19 protein-coding genes and 1 tRNA gene are annotated in these 21,038 nt (G+C 65.8%); 16 read left to right on the top strand and 4 right to left on the bottom strand.

What is annotated here, in order from left to right:
- The first annotated feature begins 105 nt into the window (after positions 1-105).
- From rpmI to recJ, 10 genes are all read left to right on the top strand, one after another.
- Positions 106-303, top strand: coding sequence for a 50S ribosomal protein L35 (gene rpmI, locus CKO35_RS07080; RefSeq protein WP_008931335.1), 198 nt, complete (start codon positions 106-108; stop codon positions 301-303).
- Positions 304-328: 25 nt separating this feature from the next.
- A complete protein-coding gene (gene rplT, locus CKO35_RS07075; protein WP_200174030.1) occupies positions 329-685 on the top strand; it encodes a 50S ribosomal protein L20 in 357 nt (118 codons plus the stop codon).
- A 104-nt stretch (positions 686-789) separates the two neighbouring features.
- Positions 790-1,809 (top strand): phenylalanine--tRNA ligase subunit alpha, encoded by a 1,020-nt coding sequence (gene pheS, locus CKO35_RS07070; protein ID WP_200174028.1) that lies wholly within the window; start codon positions 790-792, stop codon positions 1,807-1,809.
- A 27-nt stretch (positions 1,810-1,836) separates the two neighbouring features.
- Entirely contained in the window at positions 1,837-4,215 is a 2,379-nt protein-coding gene (gene pheT, locus CKO35_RS07065; protein WP_200174026.1) for a phenylalanine--tRNA ligase subunit beta, read from the top strand.
- A gap of 3 nt (positions 4,216-4,218) precedes the next feature.
- On the top strand, positions 4,219-4,521 hold the full coding sequence (gene ihfA / locus CKO35_RS07060) for an integration host factor subunit alpha (RefSeq protein WP_200174024.1): 303 nt from the start codon (positions 4,219-4,221) through the stop codon (positions 4,519-4,521).
- Positions 4,499-4,864, top strand: a complete 366-nt coding sequence (locus tag CKO35_RS07055; protein ID WP_200174022.1) for a MerR family transcriptional regulator — start codon at positions 4,499-4,501, stop codon at positions 4,862-4,864. Before ihfA ends, CKO35_RS07055 begins: the two co-directional genes overlap by 23 nt.
- 72 nt (positions 4,865-4,936) lie before the next feature.
- Positions 4,937-5,013, top strand: a tRNA-Pro gene (locus CKO35_RS07050).
- A gap of 87 nt (positions 5,014-5,100) precedes the next feature.
- On the top strand, positions 5,101-6,489 hold the full coding sequence (locus CKO35_RS07045; protein ID WP_200174020.1) for an AmpG family muropeptide MFS transporter: 1,389 nt from the start codon (positions 5,101-5,103) through the stop codon (positions 6,487-6,489).
- Positions 6,490-6,532: 43 nt separating this feature from the next.
- The gene (locus CKO35_RS07040) at positions 6,533-7,609 is read left to right on the top strand and encodes a hypothetical protein (RefSeq protein ID WP_200174018.1); all 1,077 of its coding nucleotides are present in this window, start codon (positions 6,533-6,535) and stop codon (positions 7,607-7,609) included.
- On the top strand, positions 7,606-9,318 hold the full coding sequence (gene recJ / locus CKO35_RS07035) for a single-stranded-DNA-specific exonuclease RecJ (RefSeq protein WP_200174016.1): 1,713 nt from the start codon (positions 7,606-7,608) through the stop codon (positions 9,316-9,318). The genes CKO35_RS07040 and recJ overlap by 4 nt, the downstream gene beginning before the upstream one ends.
- Before the next feature lie 3 nt (positions 9,319-9,321).
- Here the strand turns inward: recJ and mgtE (CKO35_RS07030) are convergent, their stop codons facing one another.
- The 3 genes from mgtE (CKO35_RS07030) to CKO35_RS07020 form a co-directional block, all read right to left on the bottom strand.
- Entirely contained in the window at positions 9,322-10,689 is a 1,368-nt protein-coding gene (gene mgtE, locus CKO35_RS07030) for a magnesium transporter (protein ID WP_200174014.1), read from the bottom strand.
- Between the two features lies 1 nt (position 10,690).
- The gene (mgtE, locus tag CKO35_RS07025) at positions 10,691-12,058 is read right to left on the bottom strand and encodes a magnesium transporter (RefSeq protein WP_200174013.1); all 1,368 of its coding nucleotides are present in this window, start codon (positions 12,056-12,058) and stop codon (positions 10,691-10,693) included.
- A gap of 154 nt (positions 12,059-12,212) precedes the next feature.
- Entirely contained in the window at positions 12,213-13,394 is a 1,182-nt protein-coding gene (locus CKO35_RS07020; protein ID WP_338031764.1) for a glycosyltransferase, read from the bottom strand.
- Positions 13,395-13,495: 101 nt separating this feature from the next.
- Between CKO35_RS07020 and CKO35_RS07015 the strand changes: the two genes are divergently transcribed.
- From CKO35_RS07015 to CKO35_RS07000, 4 genes are read left to right on the top strand one after another with little or no spacing between them, the layout of a single operon-like run.
- A complete protein-coding gene (locus tag CKO35_RS07015; protein WP_200174011.1) occupies positions 13,496-14,230 on the top strand; it encodes an ABC transporter ATP-binding protein in 735 nt (244 codons plus the stop codon).
- A complete protein-coding gene (locus tag CKO35_RS07010) occupies positions 14,227-16,743 on the top strand; it encodes an ABC transporter permease (protein ID WP_200174009.1) in 2,517 nt (838 codons plus the stop codon). Before CKO35_RS07015 ends, CKO35_RS07010 begins: the two co-directional genes overlap by 4 nt.
- A gap of 33 nt (positions 16,744-16,776) precedes the next feature.
- Positions 16,777-17,877 carry a lipocalin-like domain-containing protein gene (locus CKO35_RS07005; RefSeq protein ID WP_200174086.1) on the top strand — a complete coding sequence of 367 codons (1,101 nt, stop codon included), beginning with the start codon at positions 16,777-16,779 and terminating at the stop codon, positions 17,875-17,877.
- A 60-nt stretch (positions 17,878-17,937) separates the two neighbouring features.
- On the top strand, positions 17,938-18,624 hold the full coding sequence (locus tag CKO35_RS07000) for a cytochrome b/b6 domain-containing protein (protein ID WP_200174007.1): 687 nt from the start codon (positions 17,938-17,940) through the stop codon (positions 18,622-18,624).
- 98 nt (positions 18,625-18,722) lie between these two features.
- On the opposite strand, the gene CKO35_RS06995 is transcribed toward CKO35_RS07000, so the two are convergent.
- Entirely contained in the window at positions 18,723-19,181 is a 459-nt protein-coding gene (locus tag CKO35_RS06995; RefSeq protein ID WP_200174005.1) for a c-type cytochrome, read from the bottom strand.
- 211 nt (positions 19,182-19,392) lie between these two features.
- Between CKO35_RS06995 and CKO35_RS06990 the strand changes: the two genes are divergently transcribed.
- Both CKO35_RS06990 and CKO35_RS06985 read left to right on the top strand, forming a co-directional pair.
- Positions 19,393-20,325 (top strand): MCP four helix bundle domain-containing protein, encoded by a 933-nt coding sequence (locus CKO35_RS06990; protein WP_200174004.1) that lies wholly within the window; start codon positions 19,393-19,395, stop codon positions 20,323-20,325.
- Complete coding sequence (locus tag CKO35_RS06985; RefSeq protein ID WP_200174002.1) at positions 20,318-21,031, top strand: methyl-accepting chemotaxis protein; 714 nt, start codon at positions 20,318-20,320, stop codon at positions 21,029-21,031. The genes CKO35_RS06990 and CKO35_RS06985 overlap by 8 nt, the downstream gene beginning before the upstream one ends.
- Positions 21,032-21,038: the final 7 nt, after the last annotated feature.

Raw genomic sequence — 21,038 nt, 5'->3', positions numbered from 1 at the left:
CGGCAGTAACAGGCAGCCACAAGAAAACGGATGCACGGGTCCCGGTACACCTGTGCGTTTCGACCAACATGTCGTCAGTGAGGCGACATCATCCGGAGTTCAAAGATGCCGAAGATGAAGACCAATCGGGGCGCCGCCAAGCGCTTCACCAAGACCGGCTCGGGCGCCTTCAAGCGTGCCCAGTCCCATCGTCGTCATATCCTGACGAAGAAGAGCACCAAGCGTAAGCGTCACCTGCGCTCCGCCGCCCACATCCATGCCTCGGATGTGGCCGCCGTGCGTCAGATGTTGCCCAACGGCTGAGCCGAGTCACCCAGGAGTTTAGAGCATGCCCCGAGTTAAAAGAGGTGTAACCGCCCACGCCAAGCACAAAAAGGTGCTGGACAAGGCGAAGGGTTACTATGGTGCCCGCAAGAACGTCTATCGCGTTGCCGTGCAGGCCGTCACCAAGGCCGGTCAGTACGCCTATCGCGACCGCCGTCAGCGCAAGCGTCAGTTCCGCGCCCTGTGGATCGTGCGCATCAACGCCGCGGCCCGCGAATTCGGCCTGTCCTACAGCCGTCTGATCGACGGTCTGAACAAGGCCGGCGTCGAGATCGATCGCAAGGTGCTGGCCGACCTGGCGGTGCATGACCTGCCTGCCTTTGGCCGTATCGCCGAGCAGGCCAAGGCTGCCCTGGCGTAAGCACTGCGGACGCAGGCCTGCCCCGTTCGGCGGGGCGGGAACGTCAAGAGGGGAAAGGCCTGGCCTTTCCCCTTTTTGTTTTCAACGCAACGACGGAAGCTCACGTGGAATCCCTTTCCAATCTCACCGACGCGGCGCTCACGGCGATCCGTGCATCCGCCGACCTGCGCCATCTGGATGAGCTGCGGGTGCAGTACCTGGGCAAGAAGGGCGTCATCACCGAACAGTTGAAATCTCTCGGGGCATTGCCGCCGGAGCAGCGCCGGGAGGCCGGTCAGGCCATCAACCAGGCCAAGCAGGTGGTGGCCGAGGCCCTGGAGGCGCGCCGCGAGGCCCTGGAACTGGCGGCCCGGGAAGCCCGTCTGGCGGCGGAGACCCTGGATGTGACCCTTCCAGGGCGGCGTCAGGAGCCCGGCGGCCTGCATCCCGTCACCCTGACCATCGAGCGCATCCAGGCCCTGCTGGAGCAGCTGGGCTTTGCGGTGGCGGAAGGTCCCGAGGTGGAGGACGACTACCACAATTTCGAGGCCCTCAACATTCCGTCCCATCACCCGGCCCGGGCGATGCATGACACCTTCTATTTCGATGCCACCACCCTGCTGCGCACCCATACCTCGCCGGTGCAGGTGCGGGTGATGGAAAACCAGGCGCCGCCGCTGCGCATCATCGCCCCCGGTCGCGTCTATCGCTGCGATTCGGATCTCACCCATAGCCCCATGTTCCATCAGGTGGAGGGGCTGGTGGTGGATGAGCAGGTGACCTTTGCTCATCTGCGTGGCGTGCTGGACGCCTTTTTGCGGGCCTTCTTCGAGCAGAATGATCTGAAGACCCGGTTTCGGCCTTCCTATTTCCCCTTCACCGAGCCCTCCGCCGAGGTGGACATCCAGTGCGTGCAGTGCGGTGGCCACGGCTGCCGGGTCTGCAAGCAGACCGGCTGGCTGGAGGTGATGGGCTGCGGCATGGTGCATCCCAATGTGCTGGGGCATGTGGGCATCGACAGCGAACGTTATTCCGGCTTTGCCTTCGGGCTGGGGGTGGAGCGCATGGCCATGCTGCGCTATGGGGTCAACGACCTGCGGCTGTTCTTCGACAATGACATCCGTTTCCTGCGCCAGTTCGTCTAACCCATTCCGAATCAAGGTTGAGTATCCATGAAAATCAGTAATCAATGGCTGGGTCAGTGGGTGGATCACGGCCTGGCGGTGGACGCCCTGGGACATCGCCTGACCATGGCCGGCCTGGAACTGGACGCCGTCACGACGGTGGCGCCGGATTTTACCGGCGTGGTGGTGGCCCATGTGATCGCCGTGGAACCTCATCCGGACGCAGACAAGCTGCGGGTCTGTCAGGTGGATGACGGCAGCGGCGAGCCGGTGCAGGTGGTCTGCGGCGCCCCCAACGTGCACGTGGGCATGCGCGCCCCCTTTGCCCGGGTCGGCGCGGTCCTGCCCGGTGATTTCAAGATCAAGAAGGCCAAGCTGCGGGGAGTGCCGTCCTTCGGCATGCTCTGTTCCGCCCGCGAGTTGGGTCTGTCCGAGGCCCATGAAGGTCTCATGTCCCTGCCGGACGAACCGGCGGCGGGCACGGACATCCGTGCACTGCTGGGGCTGGATGACCTGGTTCTGGAAGTGGACCTGACGCCGAACCGGGCCGATTGCCTGAGCATGGCCGGGGTGGCCCGGGAAGTGGCGACCCTGACCGGTCGGCCCCTGAAGGTCCTTGAGGTGCCGGCAGTGCCGGCGGCCTGCGAGGATGTGTTCCCGGTGCGCCTGGAGGCGGCCGCGGACTGTCCGCGCTATGCCGGCCGGGTGATCCGGGGTGTGAATCCCGCCGCGCCCACGCCGCTGTGGATGCAGGAACGTCTGCGCCGGGCCGGAGTCCGCAGTCTGGGTCCGCTGGTGGACGTGACCAACTACGTCATGCTGGAGCTGGGGCAGCCCATGCATGCCTTCGATCTTGCCGTGCTCGACCGGGCCATCGTGGTGCGTCGGGCCAGGGCCGGGGAAACCCTGGTATTGCTGGATGGCCAGCAGCTCACCCTCGATGGCGATGATCTGGTGATCGCCGATGAGGGCAAGCTGCTGGCCCTGGCAGGCATCATGGGCGGCGAGGCCAGCGGCGTGACCGATGACACCCGGGATGTATTCCTGGAATCGGCCCACTTCGTGCCCACGGCGGTGGCCGGACGCGCCCGTCATCACGGTTTGCACACCGAATCCTCCCATCGTTTCGAGCGGGGCGTGGACCCGACGCTGCCCCTGCGCGCCCTGGAGCGGGCCACACAATTGCTGTGCGAGATCGCCGGCGGCACCCCGGGTCCGGCTACCATGGCCGAGGCGGCCGACCAGGTGCCGATGCGTGCGCCCATCACCCTGCGGCCTGCCCGGGTGGGTCGTCTGCTGGGTCTGACGTTGCCGGTCGAGCGGATGCGGGAGATCCTCGTCGCCCTGGGCTGTGAAGTGACCGGGGCAGGGGAGGCCTGGCAGGTGACAGTCCCCGCGTTCCGCTTCGATCTGGCCATCGAGGAAGATCTGGTGGAGGAGATTGCCCGGGTTCACGGTTACGACGACCTGCCTTCCGAGTTACCCCTGGTACGTCCCGGCATCACCTGGCTCGATGAGACGCGGGTGGACCCCCGGCGTCTGCGTTCCCGTCTGTGTGACCTGGGGTATCTGGAGGCCATCACCTTCAGTTTCGTGGACGAGGCCCTGGAAGCCCGGTTCTCTCCGGATACCCGACCGCTCAGGCTGGCCAACCCCCTCTCGTCGGAGTTGGCGGTGATGCGTACCACCCTCTGGCCGGGGTTGGTGAAAGCAGCTCGACACAATCTCAACCGCCAGCAGACGCGGGTGCGCCTGTTCGAGACGGGGCTGAGGTTCGTGCCCGAAGGCGATGTACTGAAACAGGAAAAGGTCATCTCCGGCCTGATCTGCGGTGCCCTGCTGCCGGCCCAATGGGGGCAGGCCGAACGCCCGGTGGACTTCTTCGATCTCAAGGGGGACGTGGAGTCCCTGCTGGCCCTGGCGGGACTGGACCGGCGGGTGAACTGGCAGGTTGGCCGTCATCCGGCGCTGCATCCCGGCCAGAGCGCGGAGCTTGTGCTGGACGGAGAGTCCCTGGGCTGGCTGGGCGCCCTGAACCCGGCGCTGGAAGCGGAGCTGGACCTGGAGATGCCGGTGTTCCTGTTCGAATTGTCCCTGGACAAGGTCTGCCGGGGGCGTCTGCCCCGGTTCCAGGAACAGAGCCGGTTCCCGGCCATTCGTCGCGATCTTGCCCTGCTGGTGGATGCCGCCCTGCCGGCTGCCCGGGTGGTGGAGGTGATCGAGGGTGCCGGTCATGAGTCCCTCAAGGGGGTGAACCTGTTTGACGTGTATACGGGGCAGGGGGTGCCGGAAGGTAGAAAAAGTCTCGCTTTAGGCTTGATTTTACAGGATTTATCCAGCACTCTTACCGACGAAAAAGTGGACGAGATGATCCACGGCATCGTGACCAAATTACAAGAAGAGGTTGGGGCGACCCTCAGAGCTTGATCGATGGCATTGACAAAGGCGGAGATGGCGGAGCGGCTACATGAAGAACTCGGGCTTAACAAGCGTGAGGCCAAGGAGCTCGTGGAGCTCTTCTTCGAGGAAGTTCGTACCGCACTGGAATCGGGAGAGCAGGTGAAGTTGTCCGGGTTTGGCAACTTCACCCTCAGGGACAAGAACCAGCGACCCGGTCGCAATCCCAAGACCGGTGAGGAAATTCCCATTTCCGCCCGTCGCGTGGTGACGTTCCGTCCCGGTCAGAAACTGAAGGCGAGGGTCGAGTCCTATGCTGGAAGCGGGCAACAATAGCGAACTTCCGGCCATCCCCGGGAAGCGTTATTTCACCATCGGGGAGGTCAGCGAGCTGTGCGGGGTCAAACCCCATGTGCTGCGCTACTGGGAACAGGAATTTCCCTCCCTGAAGCCCGTCAAGCGGCGAGGCAACCGCCGCTATTACCAGCGACAGGATGTCATCCTGATCCGCCAGATCCGCAGCCTGCTCTATGAGCAGGGCTATACCATCGGTGGCGCAAGGCAGAAACTGTCGGGGCAGGAGGCCCGTGAGGATACCTCTCAGAGCCAGCAGATCATCCGGCAGATGCGGCTGGAACTGGAGGAGATCCTGCATATCCTGCGGCAGAAGCCTTCGTGAAAAATATTCGGAATTTTGACTGAAAAAGACCTTCACAAATGAAAATACACCCCCTATAATGCTGCACTTTCTCGGGGCGTAGCGCAGCCTGGTAGCGCACCTGCATGGGGTGCAGGTGGTCGGAGGTTCAAATCCTCTCGCCCCGACCAAATCCTGAAAAACCCGGCCAAAGGCCGGGTTTTTTGTGCCCGTCATTTATCCTGTTCCCGCGAACCTTGCCGGGGGTGCCGCGCATCATGAGTACCGAGGTCGTTCCAGAACACCGCCGGGACTGGCGCGCCGCCCTGGCCGTCTATCGGCATCCCCGGGTCATCGGCATGCTGTTCCTGGGCTTTGCCGCCGGATTGCCGCTGCTGCTGGTGGGAGGCACGTTCACTGCCTGGCTGCGGGACCTGGGGGTGGAACTGGCCGCCATCGGTTTTCTGAGCTGGGTGGGTATGGCCCACAGCATCAAAATCTTCTGGGCACCGGTGGTGGACCGCATGCCCCTGCCGTTCCTGACCCGGTTGCTGGGCCGGCGGCGGGCCTGGATGATCCTGGCCCAGGGGGTGATCGCCCTGGGGCTTTTGGGTATTGCCCTGACCGATCCCCGGGAACATCTGTGGCTGGTGGCCGTCTGGGCGGTACTCACCGCCTTCGGTTCGGCGACCCAGGATATCGCCATCGACGCCTATCGCATCGAGGCGGTGAGCCGGGACCGGCAGGGGGCCATGGCGGCCTCCTATATCTTTGGTTACCGTGTGGCCCTGCTGGCCGCCGGGGCGGGCGCGCTGCACCTGGCCGCAGTGGGGGATTGGAGCCTCTCCTATGGGGTGATGGCCGCGCTGATGGCCGTGGGCGTGGTCACCACCCTGATCATCCGCGAGCCGGAAGTGGTCATCGACGGCGGCACCCGGCAACTGGAACAGCGGGTGGTGGATTATCTGGATCGCACCGCTCATCGTGGTTGGCGGCGCCGCTTCACCGCCTGGTTCATCGGCGCGGTGGTCTGTCCCTTTGCGGATTTCTGGCATCGTTACGGCAGGATGGCCCTGCTGGTGCTGCTGTTCGTGGCCCTGTTTCGCATCAGCGATATTTTCATGGGGGTGATGGCCAATCCCTTCTATCTGGACCTGGGCTTTACCAAGACGGAGATCGCCAACGTGGCCGCGGCCTTCGGTCTGGCCATGACCCTGATCGGGGCCGCCCTGGGGGGGCTTCTGGTGATGCGTTTCGGTATCACCCGGATGCTCATTGCCACCGCCTGTCTGGCTCCCCTGACCAATCTGACCTTTTCCTGGCTGGCGACCCTGGGTCCGGAGTTGCATGGTCTGGTATTTGCCATCATGGCGGACAATCTCAGCGGCGGACTGGCCATCTCCGTGTTCATTGCCTATCTGTCGAGCCTCACCAACAGCGCCTATACGGCCACCCAGTACGCCCTTTTCAGCTCCATCATGACCCTGCCGGGTCAGTTTCTGGCGGGCTTTACGGGACTGCTGGCCGAGCAGGTGGGCTGGGTCTGGTTCTTCGTCTCATCCGCCCTGGTCGGTCTGCCGGCCATCGTGCTGGCGGTACTGATCGCCCGTCTGGCCAATCCGGACCGGATGGTCAGACCCGGTCGCCCGGAAGATATCCGCACATGAGGTCCTGGTGAGGGTGATGCCGAGCGCCATCGGAGATCACATCATGCAACGATCGTATCCCGTCCCCGCGGATCAGGCCCTGTACCTGGTCCTGCCGGGTCTGCTGACGTGCGCCGCCCGGTGGCAGGCCGACTATGGTGGCCTGGGGCGCTATCCCGCGCTGGAATGGTTGTGGTCCAGGGGCAGGCCGGTCGAGCCCTGTGCGGATGCCCTGGAAACCCTGCTGTGCCGGCATTTCGGTGCCGGTGCCGATGCCCCCATGGGAGCCCTGACCCGGTTGGCCGTCACCGACGGCATGCCCGAGGGGTACTGGTTTTGTGCCGATCCGGTGCACCTGACGGTGGGGATGGATGACCTGATCCTCTCCCGGGCCGTTGGCCCGTCGCTGACGGACGACGAGAACGATGCCCTGGTCGCCCGGATCAACGATCACTTCCAGGTGCGCCCCTGGACGCTGCACGCTGCCGCTCCCGGGCGCTGGCATCTGTACCTGGAGGCGGACCCGGGGTTGGCCACGGTGCCCCTTTCCCGCGCCATGGGACGGCGAGTGGGAGGATTACTGCCCCGGGAGGGGGCCGCCGCCCAGGCCTGGCAGCGGGACCTGACGGAACTGCAGATGCTGCTGTTCGGCGCGCCGGAGAACGAGGCCCGGGAGGCCCGGGGCGAGGCCCCGGTGAACAGCCTGTGGCTCTGGGGCGGCGGCCGCTGGCCCAACCCGTCACCGCCGGAGAAATGGGCGGCGGCCTGCGGACGCGGCCCGCTGCTGGAAGGGTTGTGTCGCTGGACCGGGACGCCCCTGCATCCCCTGCCGGATAACGCCGCGGCATGGCGGCCCTCCGGGTCGGGGCAGGGTCCCGTGCTGGTGGTGCTGGAAGATCTTTTTGCCGCGGCCGTCGCGGATGATGTGGAGGCCTGGATGCATGCCCTGGCTGCCCTGGAGCAGGACTGGTTCGAACCCCTGCGCCAGGGCCTGGGCCGGGGCCGGTTCCGGCACCTGGTGATCCAGGGCGAGGATGGCCGGGGGATATGGCTGGATGGCCGGGCGCGCTGGCGCTGGTGGCGGCGCCCCCGTCCGTTCGGAGAATGCCATGGGAGCACCGACGGGGGGCACGCCCCATGAAGGCCGCCCGCAGACTGGAACGGGCACAGGCCGTGACCGACGGCGCCGACCTTTTGACCCGGCTCTATGCCAATCGGGGTGTCATGGACCCGGCGGAGCTGGACCACTCCCTATCCCGCCTGGCCCCGTTCCGTGCCCTGGGCGGGATCGACCGGGCCACGGCCCTGCTGGCCCAGGCCCTGGCTGAAGGGCAACGGATCCTGGTGGTGGGGGATTTCGATGCCGACGGCGCCACCAGCACTGCCCTGGCCCTGCGCGCCCTGCGGGCCATGGGGGCGGCGGCAGTGGATTATCTGGTGCCCAACCGGTTCGAGTACGGCTACGGACTGACGCCGGAGATCGTGGAGGTGGCTGCGGGCCGGGGGCCGGACCTGATCATGACCGTGGATAACGGTATCTCCAGTCTGGAGGGGGTGACGGCGGCCCGGGACCGGGGCATGCGGGTGCTGGTGACGGATCATCACCTGCCCGGGTCGCGGCTGCCCGAGGCCGAGGCCATCGTCAATCCCAACCTGGCCGATGATCCTTTTCCCAGCAAGGCCCTGGCCGGGGTCGGGGTGATCTTCTACGTCATGGCGGCCCTGCGCGCCCGCCTGCGCGAGCAGGGCTGGTTCCAGCGCAGGGGTATCCCCGAGCCCAATCTGGGCAATCTGCTGGACCTGGTGGCCCTGGGGACCGTGGCGGATGTGGTGCCGCTGGATCATAACAACCGCATTCTGGTGGAGCAGGGACTGCGGCGCATGCGGGCCGGGCAGGCGGCGCCGGGGATCCTGGCCCTGCTGCAGGTGGCGGGCCGCAATCCGTCCCGGGTGGTGGCCACGGACCTGGGGTTCGCCGCCGGGCCGCGGCTGAATGCGGCCGGGCGCATGGACGACATGGGGATCGGCATCGAATGTCTGCTCACCGATGATCCGGTGCGCGCCCTGTCCCTGGCGCAGGCCCTGGACGACCTGAACCGGGATCGCCGCGAGGTGGAGGCGCAGATGCAGGACCAGGCCCTGGACAGCCTGAGCCGGCTGCTGGAAGGCGGGCTGACGGGGACGGTGGGTCACGGCCTGTGCCTGTATGAACCGGCCTGGCATCAGGGGGTGATCGGCATCGTGGCTTCCCGCATCAAGGACCGGATACACCGGCCGGTGATTGCCTTCGCCGATGCCGGTGATGGCGTGCTCAAGGGATCGGCCCGTTCCATTCCCGGATTGCATGTCCGGGACGCCCTGGATGCCATTGCCACGGCCCATCCGGGCCTGGTGAGCAAGTTCGGCGGCCATGCCATGGCGGCGGGCCTGAGCCTGCCGGCGGAGCATTTCGAGACCTTCCGGCAGGTGTTTGACGAGACCGTGCGCCGGAGCGTCGATCCGGCCGCTCTGGAAGGGGTGGTCCGCAGCGACGGCCCGCTGGCCCCCCATGAGTTGACCCTGGAGGCCGCCGAGGCCCTGCGCGCCGGGGGGCCCTGGGGGCAGGGTTTCCCGGAACCCCTGTTTGACGGTGAGTTCCTGGTGCTGGAGCGACGCTGGCTCAAGGGCAGGCATCTGCGCCTGCGCCTGAGCCATCCCGACGGGGGGGAGGCGATCACCGGCATTGCCTTCAACGCCGACCCGGATGACTGGCCGGAGGGCCGTGACCGGATGCACCTGGCCTATCGTCTGGACAGCAACGAGTACCGGGGCCTGTGCTCGGTCCAGATGGTGGTGGAGCACGTCTTCTGAGCGCTACATCCCCGCCATTCGCAGCACCAGGGTGGCCACGGCGAAGTACATCACGATGCCGGCCACGTCCACCACCGAGGTCACCAGGGGGGCGCTGGCGGTGGCCGGGTCCAGCCTGAAACGGTTCAGGATGAAGGGCAGTACCATGCCGAACATGCTGCCGGTGATGACCACCAGCACCATGGAAATGGCGATGGCGATGGCCACCTCCGTCCCCCCCAGCCACAGGCCGATGAGCCAGACCGCCAGTCCCAGGGTGATGCCCAGGCCCAGGGCCACCACCAGCTCCTTGCCCCAGAGCCGGAACCAGTCCCGGGCCTGGACATCGCCGGTGGCCAGGGCGCGCACCATCAGGGTGGAGGCCTGGGCCCCCGCGTTGCCGCCGGAGGCGATGACCATGGGCAGGAAAAACACCAGGGCGACCACCTTCTCGATGGCCGCCTCGAAGAAGGCGATGGCGGCCCCGCTCACGATGTTCACTGCCACCAGGATCACCAGCCAGCCGATGCGCTTGCGGTAGAGCATGCCGGCGGTGGCATCCTTCACGCTCAGGTTCAAGACCCCCACCGAGCCCATCTTGTGGAAGTCCTCGGTGTCTTCCTTCTGCACCACGTCCATGACATCGTCCACGGTGATGATGCCCGCCAGGATGTTGTCCGCGTCCACCACCGGCAGGGCCTGCAGGTCATAGTGGCCGATCAGGCGGGCTGCCTCCTCCCGGTCTTCCAGGGTGCGGATGCGGATCACATCCCGATGATAGTGCTGTTCCACCCGGGTTCGGGGACGGGAGAGCAGCAGATCCTGCAGGCTGATCCAGCCCAGCAGGTGACCCGCGTCATCGGTGATGAACAGGGTGTTGAGGGTCTCCCCCACATGGGCCTGTTCACGCACATGATCCAGGGCCTCGCGCACGGTCCAGGCAGGGGAGAGGGCCACGAACTCCGGGGTCATGAGGCGGCCGGCGCTGTGCTCCGGGAAGGCCAGCAGGGTCTTGAGCACCTGCTGGTCCGCCTCCGGCAGCATCTCCATCAGGGAGTCGGTATGTTCATCCGGCAGTTCGTCCAGGATGGCGGCGGCATCGTCGTAGGACAACTCGCCGATGAGGCGGGTCTTTTCCTCGTCAGTAAGATCCTCCAGCAGTTCGGTCTGCAGGCCGGTATCCAGGTAGGCATAGACCGAGGAGGCCCGCTCCGGCGGCAGCAGCTGCATCAGCCGCACCCGTTCGGCCCGCGCCAGTCCGGGCAGGGCGTGGGCGATGTCCGGCTCCGCCAGATCCGCCAGCAGGGCCTGGATGCACTCCCAGTCCTGTTCCGCCAGCAGGGCGGACAGATCGGCCAGGGTGGGGCGTTCCAGGGTGGCAGTCTCGTTCATGTCACAGGACTCCGTCGGCAGGCAGGTTCAGGATCGCCACGGCCAGGCTGAAATAGATCAGGATCCCCGCCACGTCCGCCACCGAGGTCACCAGCGGGGCGCTGGCGGTGGCCGGGTCCAGGCGCGCCAGGCTGAGGATGAAGGGCAGTATCATCCCCACCATGCTGCCCACCACCACCACCATGGCCATGGCCATGGCCACCAGCAGGGCGATCTCGGGGCCGCCACGCCACAGGCCCACCGCCGAGACGGCAATACCCATGGTCAGGCCCAGGGAGGTGGCCACCAGCAGCTCCTTGCCCCAGAGCCGGAACCAGTCGGAGGATTTCACATCTCCGGTGGCCATGGCCCGGACCATCAGGGTGGAGGCCTGGGCCCCGGCGTTGCCACCGGAGGCGATGATCAGGGGCAGGAAGAATACCAGTACTACCACCGCCGCGATGGTGTCCTCGAAGCTGGCGATGGCCATGCCGCCGAACATGTTCAGGAACACCAGCACCAGTAGCCAGCCGATGCGCTTGCGGTAGAGCAGCGAGGGCCGGGCATCCCGCAGGCTCAGGTTGAGGGCGCCCACCGAGCCCAGCTTGTGGAAGTCCTCGGTGGTTTCTTCCTCCACCACGTCCATCACGTCATCCACGGTGACGATGCCCAGCAGCACCCCGTCGTCGTCGGTGACCGGCAGCACTTCCAGGTCATAGTGCTGGATCAGCCGCACCGCCTCGGCCCGATCCGCGTTGACGGAAATGGTGATCATGGGCTCGGTGCCCAGGCTGGAGACCGGCTCGTCGGCCCGGCCCATGACGAAACGCCCCAGGGGAATGCTGGTCAGCAGCCGGCGCTCGTCATCAATGACGAAGATCACGTTGGCCATCTCGCCCCGTGCCTTCTGCACCCGGATGAAGTCCAGGCTGTCCTGGATGGACCAGTCCGCCGCCACGGCGACGAACTCGGGCGTCATCAGGCGCCCGACGCTGTTGTCCGGGTAGTCCAGCAGGGTGAGGGCACGCCGAATGGCGCGAAAGGGCAACAGCCGCAGCAGCCGGCGCACCTCGTCCCGGGGCAGATCCTCCAGCAGGGCGGTGAGGTCGTCGGGCAGCATCTCCGACAGGATATGGCGGGCATCGGCCTGGGCAATGCGGTCCAGCAGGGCGTGCTGGTGATGGGGGTCCAGGTAGGAAAAGACGTCCACCTTGCGGCCGCGGGCGAGGGCGCTGAAAACCCGCTCCACGGCGCCATCCTCCAGGGCCATCAGCACATGGGCGATGTCCTGGATACGCATGATGTCCAGGGTCCGGCGCAGGGCTTCATGGTCGTCCTGCTCCAGAAGGTCGCGGACCGTGGACAGGTACTGTTCGAATTCCAACTCCATCGGCGGCCTCCGCCAAGGACACACTCCATCCGCGGCAACGGATGGCACGGGGGAGGGTCGCTCAAGCGATGCGTGTTGCGGGAACCGAGGACGGCGCCATGGGCATCGGCCGCCTCTGGGTGCAGGGCGGTCGATTATAGCAATCCGCCCGGCGCTACGGAATGTCTCGGGACAGTCCGTCAACCCGGGCGCCGTTGCTGACCGCGCCGTAGAGCGCCAGCATGCGCGCGGCCATCTCCGGCGCACTCCAGTCCTGGGCACATTGCCGGGCCTGGTGCGACAGGGTCTGTTGCAACTCGGGGTCGGACAGCAGGCGGATCGCCTGCCGCGCCAGGTCCCGGTCGTCCGTCGCCACCAGGGCGCCCTCGCCGGTCAACAGGATGTCCCGGGTGCCCATCACGGCGGTGGAAACCACCGGCACGCCCAGGGCCATGGCCTCCAGCAGGACCAGCCCCTGGGTCTCGGTGCGGGAGGCGAAGACGAATCCGTTGCCGGCCCGGTAGCAGTCCAGCAGGGTGGTGCGCCGGTCCAGATAACCGGCAAAGCGCACCGCCTTTTCCAGTCCCAGTTGCCCGGTGAGACGGCGGATGTGGCCCATGGCGGGTCCGTCGCCGGCGATCACCAGCATGGCGTCAGGGATGGCCCGGCGGACGTCGGCCATCATGTGCAGCAGGGCGTCGATGTTCTTTTCGAAGGCAATCCGGCCCACATGAACCAGCAGGGGGGTGTCGTGGTCGATTCCCATGTGTTGCCGGAATGCCGCGCCGTCCCCGCCAGCGAAGGCCTCCTGGTGAATCCCCGTGGGGATGATGGACATGGGGGTTTTCACCCCGTAGCCCGTCAGGATCTCGGCCATGGCCCGGGAGGGGACGACGACCGCATCCACCTGATTGCACTGACGCCGTGATAGGTGACGTGCCACGGACCGCATCCAGGTCCGCGGCAGGAAGGAGAGGTAATGGAACAGGTATTCCTCGAAATAGGTATGGTAGGACTCCACCACCGGGATGCCCAGTCGCCGCCCCAGGGCCAGGCCCGCATGGTGGGCCACGAAGGGGGTGTGCACATGGATGAGGTCGAACCCTTCCCGGGCCAGTTCGTCGGCATGGGCCATGATCCGCCGGGCCTTCATCATCCGGTCCTCCGGATCCAGGACCACGTAGCGGGAGGGGATGCGCAGGATATGGGATTCCCCCTCGTGTCCGGCGGGATAGGCCGGGGCGATCAGGGTGACATCATGGCCTTCCCGGCGCAGCTGGCGCCGGAAGGTGGCGATGGAGGTGGAGACGCCGTTGATGCGTGGGAAGAACACATCACTGATCATCAGGATCTTCACGGGCCGGTGTGCTCCCCTCGGGTGTCAGGATCGGCCCGGTGGGGCCGTTTCGGCCGCTGATGTTAAGGTTTTCACATGACGATTCGGTGAACGGGATATCCATGGACAACCGGCAGACGCAGATCACGGATCCGACGACCCACGCCACCCGGGAAGCCCTGGTGGTGCTGGAGGCGGTGAGCAAGTCCTTTCGCGAGGGAGAGAAGACGCGAATGGTGCTGGACCGGGTGACGGCCCGGATCCATGCCGGCGAGATCGTGGCCCTGGTGGGACGCTCCGGCTCGGGCAAGTCCACGCTGCTGAATCTGATCTGCGGCATCGAGGCCCCGGATCAGGGCGGGATCCTGGTGGAAGGTCGGCGTCTGGACACCCTGGGCGAGCGTGACCGGACCCTTTACCGTCGCGCCCGGGTGGGTTTCATCTACCAGTTCTTCAATCTGATCCCCACCTTGACGGTGGCGGAAAACGTCGCCTTGCCCCTGGAACTCAATGGAGTACCCGCCGGGGAGAGGGTGGGGCGGGTCATGGCCTTGCTGCAAGCGGTGGACCTGGCGGACCGGGGCGATGCCTTCCCTGATCGGCTCTCCGGCGGTGAGCAGCAGCGGGTGGCCATTGCCAGGGCCCTTGCCCATGAGCCGCCCCTGCTGCTGGCGGACGAACCCACCGGCAATCTGGATGCGGAAACCGGTGCCCGTGTAATGGCGCTGCTGCATGGGCTGGTACGGGAACAGGGGCGCGCGCTGGTGCTGGTGACCCACAGCCCGGAGGTGTCAGCCATGGCCGACCATGTCTGGGAACTGATGGACGGCCGCCTGCGGCCGTGGGGGGCGTCATGAGGTGGCTGACCACCCGGGCACTGATTCGGGATCACCGCCGCCATCCCTGGAACCTGATCTTTGCCGTTCTGGGCGTGGCCCTGGGGGTGGCCATCGTGGTGGCGGTGGATATTGCCAACAGCAGTGCCTCCCGCGCCTTCGGACTGTCCATGGAGACGGTCACGGGGCGGACCACCCATCAGCTCGTCGGCGGCCCCGGCGGACTGGAGGAAGGGCTCTACACGCAGCTGCGCCTGCAGGGATTCCGGGACAGTGCCCCGGTGGTGGAGGGCCATGCGCGGATCCACGGCGAGACCTTCATCCTGCTGGGGCTGGAACCCTTTGCCGAACGGCCGTTCCGGGACCATGCCGCCGGCGGCCGGGACGGGCGCATCAACCGACTGATCACCGAGCCGGGCACGGTGATGCTGGCGGCGAACACGGCGACGCGATTGGGTCTGGCGGAGGATGACGCCTTTTCCCTCGTGGTGGGTGCCACCGCCCATGCGGTGACCCTGGCGGGGCGCGTGGAAATTGATGAGCCGGGGCTGGAGGGCTACGTGCTGACGGACATCGCCACCGCCCAGGACCTGCTCCGGCGTCACGGCCGCCTGGATCGCATCGACCTGATCCTGACCGATGAGGGGCACGTGGACCGGCTGCGGGAGATCCTGCCGCCGGGGGTCCGGGTGGAAACAGCCGAGTCCCGTACCCGGGCCACCGCCGAGCTGAGCCGGGCCTTTCACGTCAATCTGCTGGCCATGAGCCTGCTGGCCCTGCTGGTGGGCGCCTTCCTGATTTACAACACCCTGACCTTTGCGGTTCTCAGGCGCCGTCACCTGCTGGGTAATCTGCGCATGCAGGGCATGACCCGGGCGGGGGTGTCCGGACGGATCATTGTCGAGGCGGCCTTGTTGGGGCTGGTGGGCAGCCTGCTGGGCCTGGCGGCCGGCATCCTGATCGGCCAGGGGCTGGTTCACATGGTTACGCGGACGGTCACAGACCTGTATTTCGTGGTCACCGTGACCCAGCTGGCCCTGGGACCGGCGGTGATCCTGAAGGGGCTGTTGCTGGGCCTGGGGGTAACTCTGATCGCGGCCCTGGGACCTGCCTGGGAAGCGTCGGGCGTGAGTCCCCGGGAGGCCTTGCGCCGTTCCGGGCTGGAGCACCGGGTGCGTCGGGTTCTGCCCTGGTTGTTGCCGGCGGGCGGGGTACTCATGCTATCCGGCTTCCTCCTGGTGGGCTGGCCCGGCCAGAGCCTGCTGCCGGGTTTTTTTGCCCTGTTCCTGCTGATCCTGGGCTACGCCTGTCTGATCCCTCCCCTGGTGTGGCTCATGGCTCGCCTGCTCTCCGGCCCGCTGGGACGCGGGTTCGGCGCTCCCGGACGACTGGCGGCTCGGGGCATCGGCGCCGGCATCAGTCGCGCCGGTCTGGCGGCCACGGCCCTGGCCATTGCGGTGTCCGCCACTGTGGGGGTGGGGATCATGGTCGACAGCTTCCGCGGCAGCGTGGACCTGTGGCTGGGCCAGACCCTGCAGAGTGATCTCTACGTCAGTGCCCCAGGGCGCTCCACCCTGGGGGTGAACCCGGTGTTGCCCGACAGTCTGCCGGCCCGGGTGGCGTCGCTACCCTCGGTGACCGACCTGAGCACCGCCCGTCGGGTCCATCTCCATACCCCTTCGGGGCCTCTGGAAATGATGGCCATCGACCCTTCCCCGCGGACGCCCGATGGTTATGTCTATCTTGAAGGGGGCTCATCGGCCCGGATCTGGCAGCGCCTGGCCATCGACGAGGTGATCCTGATTTCGGAACCGCTGGCCTGGCGCAAGGGCATTGGCGTCGGCGACGCCCTGACCCTGCCCACGGATCGGGGCGAGCGCGCCTTCCAGGTGGTGGGGGTGGTGCAGGACTACAGCGCGGCCCAGGGCATGGTCACCCTGCACCGGACGCTCTATGACCGGTACTGGGATGATCCCGGCGTGGCATCGCTGGGGCTGAACCTGGCACCGGGGGTGAGCCTGGAGCGCGGGTTGTCCGAACTCCGGGCGCTGGCCGCCACGCTGGATGAGCCGGTGTTGATCACCGCCGCCGGCGAGATTCATGCCCACTCCATGGCCATTTTCGACCGCACCTTCGCCGTCACCCATGTTCTGCGGCTGCTTACCGTGGGGGTGGCCTTCATCGGCATCCTCAGTGCCCTCATGGCCCTGCAACTGGAGCGGTCCCGTGAGCACGCGGTATTACGGGCCACCGGCATGACCCCCTTGCAGTTGGCGGGCATGGTGACCTTGCAGAGCCTGCTGCTGGGCCTGGCCGCCGGTCTGGCGGCGATCCCCCTGGGAATGCTCATGTCCGATGTCCTGATCGAGGTGATCAATCAGCGTTCCTTCGGCTGGAGCATGACCCGGACCCTGCCGCCGGTGGTACTGGTCGAGGGGCTGCTGCTGGCCCTGACGGCATCCCTGCTGGCCGGTGCATATCCCGGCTATCGCATGGCCCGGGTGCGTCCGGCCGAACATCTGCGGGAGGCGTAGCCCATGTGGATCCGGAAACCATTCCCTGGCGTACTGACCCTGGTCTTGTCGGTCGTGTGGCTGACGGCCTGCAGTCCCGGACCTGGTGTGCCCGAGGCACAGCCCCTGGATGCCATGACCCTGCTGGGCGGCGACCTGGATGAGGGCTTTGAACGCGCCATCAAGCCCCGGACCTTCCTCTTTCCCGAGGATCACGGCCCCCATCCCGGGTTTCGCAACGAGTGGTGGTACATCACCGGCAACCTGGACGACGGGGCGGGGCGGCGGTTCGGCTATCAGATCACCTTCTTCCGGGTAAGCCTGGCACCGACGGCCCCGGAATCCGCCTCGGCCTGGGCCACCAACCAGGTCTGGATGGCCCATCTGGCGGTCACGGACGTGGCGGGTATCGGGCATCGCGCCTTCGAGCGGTTTTCCCGGGGCGCCATGGGGCTGGCCGGGGCACGGCTGGACCCGTTCCGGGTCTGGCTGGATGACTGGGTGCTGGCATCCGATGGGGGCAATGACTTTCCCTGGCGGCTGATGGCCTCATCCGGCGACATCGAGCTTGAGCTTCGGCTGATGCCGCAAAAGCCCCATGTGCTGCAGGGGGACCGGGGTCTGAGCCGCAAGTCCGCGGCACCGGGCAATGCCTCTTACTACTATTCCTTCACCCGTCTGCGGACCGAGGGGGTGATTCGTATCCAGGGGCGCGAACATGGGGTGTCCGGCCTGTCCTGGATGGACCGGGAGTGGAGCACCAGCGCCCTGGAGGAGGGGCAGGTGGGGTGGGACTGGTTTTCCCTGCAGCTGGCGGACGGGCATGACGTGATGTACTACCGGTTCCGGCGGGAAGACGGTAGCGAGGATCCCTTCAGCAAGGGGCTGTGGGTGACGCCGGAGGGAGAATCCGCATTGATCGGAGTCGAGCAGGCCCGTCTGGAAGTGCTGGAACGCTGGACCGGACCGACGGGGCATCGCTACCCGGTGGCCTGGCGTCTGCATCTGCCGGTGCAGGGGCGGGTGCTGGAGATCCGGGCGGTGCGTCCGGATCAGGAGATGGATCTTTCGGTGCGTTACTGGGAAGGGGCGGTGGATGTGCTGGAGGCAGGCGAGGTGACCGGGCGGGGCTATGTGGAGATGACGGGGTATTGAAGCATTTCAGCCGCTGTTTTTTGGTATGGTCGGCCTTTTCGACGGCCATCGGGAGGTTTCATGGACAAGGGTTATGCAAGACATTACGGCAAGATCATCCGGATCTGGGATCTGCCCACCCGGCTCTTTCACTGGTCTCTGGTGATCCTGCTGTTCGGGTTGTGGTACACCAGCCGGGACGTGATGACCCTGCACTGGCACATGTGGCTGGGGTATGCGCTGATCGCCCTGCTGCTGTTTCGGATCCTCTGGGGGGTGATGGGGACCCGGTCGGCCCGTTTCTCGGATTTTCTCGCCGGTCCGGTGACGGTGTTCCAGTATTTCAAGGGCCTGTTCAGCGGCGACGGCCATCGGCATCCCGGTCACAATCCCATGGGGGGCTGGGCGGTGATGATCATGCTGGGCCTATTGATGTTCCAGTCCTTCACCGGTCTGTTTGCCAATGATCAGATCTTCAACCGGGGACCCTTCGCCCGCATGGTGTCATCATCCACCAGTGACTGGCTGACCGGCCTGCATAAGCTCAACTTTGATCTGATCCTGATCATGGTGGGCATCCATGTCACGGCCGTGCTGCTGTACTGGCTGCTGAAGCGGGATAACCTGATCCTGCCCATGATCACCGGGCGCAAGCGGGTGACGTGGTACGGGGCCGAGGATGTGAAGTTTGCCAACGTGTGGTTGGCGGTGGTGCTGCTGGCGGTCTGTTCCGCCCTGGTGTGGGCGGGGATCACCTACATCCCCTGATGCCGAGGGTATGCCTGGTGGGAGCGAGCCAGCTCCCACCAGGCTGCCGAAGGGTTCACCTCAGGCATGGGCAAGGGGAGGGAGCCCCTACCTCCGGATCAGCGGCGGGAGACGCGGAAATCGTCGTGGCAGGTCCGGCAGGTCTGACCCAGGCGACCGATCTCCATGCGGATCTCGCGTTCTCCGGCATCGCTGTTCACCACCTCCAGCAGACGGGCGGCCTGAGCCTCGAAATTGCGGGCCAGCTCATCGAAGCGGGCGCGGTTGGTCCAGACTTCCGGCTTGGAGGCGGTATCACCCAGATCGGAACCGTCCACATAACCCTGCCAGGGCAGATCGGCGGTGCGGGCCATCTGTTCGGCATGTTTGGCCAGGACTTCACGGTCAAAAGGCATGTCGCCCTGGGCCATGGCGCCCATGGGGCCCATGTTCCACTTGAAGACCTGGAAGACGGCCTTGCGATACTCTATGGCATCGTCCGCTTCCACGGCCCATGCGGTACCGACGGCCAGAGTCAGGGCCAGTCCGGCAATCAGCGCTTTTGCGGTGGTCTTCATGGTGTCGTATCTCCATCGTGACTGAATCGTATGAGCGGGCAAGTCTATCAATTCCTTCTAAGTATGTAACGGTCGTCTTGGCGGATTCATTGGGTTTTCAAGTAATTCCCGCTCAGGTCGATATGAAGGAATCAACGCTTTATTCGACAGAAAGGTCCATATTCTGTCGAGTGCCTGTCAGAATGTTGACGGCATATTCAGGGGGGATCCCATGGGAATCAATCTAAGCATCCGCCAGCGCCTGTTCGTCATGATCCTGGTCAGCCTCGCCTTGATGGCCGCCATCGCACTCATGGGACTGACGGGTATGACTCAGGTCGAACGCCAGCTCCAGACCGTCTATGACGACAGGCTTGTGCCCATGGGGCAACTGGGAACCATCAGCGAGTTGCTGATGAGTTCCCGCATGAACCTGCGCATGGCGCTGAGCGACCCCAGTCAGCAGGTCATCGATTCATCCCTGGAGCGGGTGCGGGAAAACCAGCGGCGCATGGACCTTATCTGGGCGGAGTACGTGCAGACCTTCCTTACCCCCCGTGAAGCCCGATTAGCCAGCAATTTCGATGCACAGCGTGGTGAATTGCAGCGCCTGGGGATTGATCCGCTGGTGAGTGCGCTGGAGTCCTGGAACTGGCAGGAGGGGGAGCGGATCCTGCAGGGGGATCTTGCGCGGACCTATCAGCAGGCCGCGGACACCCTGCGGGAAATGATGGACCTGCAACTGGAAGTGGGACGTCAGGTTTACGAAGAATCCCTGGTGTTCCACAGCCGGATACGCAATGGGATGGTTCTGATCTTCTTACTGGGTCTGGCCATCACCGCGACGGTGGGAGGGTTGCTGATGAGGCGGATCACGTCTGCCCTGGACCAGTTGGTGACGGCCACCGGTCGGATGGCGCAGGGTGATCTGCAGGCCAGGGTGCCAGCGGATGGGAATGACGAGCTGACCCGATGCGGACGTGCCTTCAACGACATGAGTGACAGTTTTCGCACTATCCTGGGGCAGGATCCTGGGGCAGGTGAATGGTGCCACTTCTCAGCTCGCGGCGGCATCGGAACAGCTCTCCACGGTGACCGACCAGACCTTGCGGCGGGTGGGGGAACAGCAGTCCCAGACGGAGTTGGTGGCCACCGCCATGAATGAGATGACTTCCACCGTGATGGAGGTCGCCCGCAGTGCCTCGGAGGCATCAACCGCGGCGGCGAAGGCCAATGATGAATCCCGCGAATCCCAGGCCATCTCGACGCAGGCCATCCAGGCCATCCAGGAACTGGCGGACGAGATCAGCCGGGCCGCCGATGTGATCCATAAACTGGAGGCCGACAGCGAGAAGATCGGTGCCGTACTGGATGTGATCCAGGGAATTGCCGAACAGACCAACCTGCTGGCCCTGAACGCAGCCATCGAGGCTGCCCGGGCCGGGGAGCAGGGGCGCGGCTTTGCCGTGGTGGCGGACGAGGTGCGAACCCTGGCCAGTCGGACCCAGAGCTCCACCCAGGAGATCGAGTCCATGATCAAGAGTCTGCAGGACGGAGCCCGGGCCGCGGTACAGGTGATGCAGTCGGGCCGCAAGCGGGCGGAGGACACCTCGACCGGGGCCGGCGAGGCCGATAAGTCCATGCGCGCCATCGTCGCCGCAGTGGGCACCATCACCGACATGAGCAGCCAGATCGCCAGCGCGGCGGAAGAGCAGAGTGCCGTGGCCGAGGACATCAACCGGAACGTGGTGCGCATCAGCGAGAGTGGCCATGATGTCTCCTCCGGGGCCCGGGAAACCGCCCAGGCCGCCCATGATCTGGCCCGTCTGGCGGCCGAGCTGAGGGCGGCCGTGGAGCGCTTCAGGGTTTAACGTGAAG

This window comes from Ectothiorhodospira shaposhnikovii (assembly GCF_016584105.1).
In the GTDB taxonomy this organism is placed as follows: domain Bacteria; phylum Pseudomonadota; class Gammaproteobacteria; order Ectothiorhodospirales; family Ectothiorhodospiraceae; genus Ectothiorhodospira; species Ectothiorhodospira shaposhnikovii.
This window is presented reverse-complemented; position numbering and strand designations above follow the sequence as displayed.

Excerpts from the sequence above, each read along its gene's own strand:
- CKO35_RS07045 (WP_200174020.1), top strand. The coding sequence starts at position 5,101 with ATGAGTACCGAGGTCGTTCCAGAACACCGCCGGGACTGGCGCGCCGCC.
- pheT (WP_200174026.1), top strand. The coding sequence starts at position 1,837 with ATGAAAATCAGTAATCAATGGCTGGGTCAGTGGGTGGATCACGGCCTG.
- CKO35_RS07000 (WP_200174007.1), top strand. The coding sequence starts at position 17,938 with ATGGACAAGGGTTATGCAAGACATTACGGCAAGATCATCCGGATCTGG.
- mgtE (WP_200174013.1), bottom strand. The coding sequence starts at position 12,058 with ATGGAGTTGGAATTCGAACAGTACCTGTCCACGGTCCGCGACCTTCTG.
- CKO35_RS06995 (WP_200174005.1), bottom strand. The coding sequence starts at position 19,181 with ATGAAGACCACCGCAAAAGCGCTGATTGCCGGACTGGCCCTGACTCTG.
- ihfA (WP_200174024.1), top strand. The coding sequence starts at position 4,219 with ATGGCATTGACAAAGGCGGAGATGGCGGAGCGGCTACATGAAGAACTC.
- rpmI (WP_008931335.1), top strand. The coding sequence starts at position 106 with ATGCCGAAGATGAAGACCAATCGGGGCGCCGCCAAGCGCTTCACCAAG.
- mgtE (WP_200174014.1), bottom strand. The coding sequence starts at position 10,689 with ATGAACGAGACTGCCACCCTGGAACGCCCCACCCTGGCCGATCTGTCC.
- CKO35_RS07040 (WP_200174018.1), top strand. The coding sequence starts at position 6,533 with ATGCAACGATCGTATCCCGTCCCCGCGGATCAGGCCCTGTACCTGGTC.
- rplT (WP_200174030.1), top strand. The coding sequence starts at position 329 with ATGCCCCGAGTTAAAAGAGGTGTAACCGCCCACGCCAAGCACAAAAAG.
- recJ (WP_200174016.1), top strand. The coding sequence starts at position 7,606 with ATGAAGGCCGCCCGCAGACTGGAACGGGCACAGGCCGTGACCGACGGC.
- CKO35_RS07010 (WP_200174009.1), top strand. The coding sequence starts at position 14,227 with ATGAGGTGGCTGACCACCCGGGCACTGATTCGGGATCACCGCCGCCAT.
- CKO35_RS06990 (WP_200174004.1), top strand. The coding sequence starts at position 19,393 with ATGGGAATCAATCTAAGCATCCGCCAGCGCCTGTTCGTCATGATCCTG.
- CKO35_RS07015 (WP_200174011.1), top strand. The coding sequence starts at position 13,496 with ATGGACAACCGGCAGACGCAGATCACGGATCCGACGACCCACGCCACC.
- CKO35_RS06985 (WP_200174002.1), top strand. The coding sequence starts at position 20,318 with ATGAATGAGATGACTTCCACCGTGATGGAGGTCGCCCGCAGTGCCTCG.
- CKO35_RS07055 (WP_200174022.1), top strand. The coding sequence starts at position 4,499 with ATGCTGGAAGCGGGCAACAATAGCGAACTTCCGGCCATCCCCGGGAAG.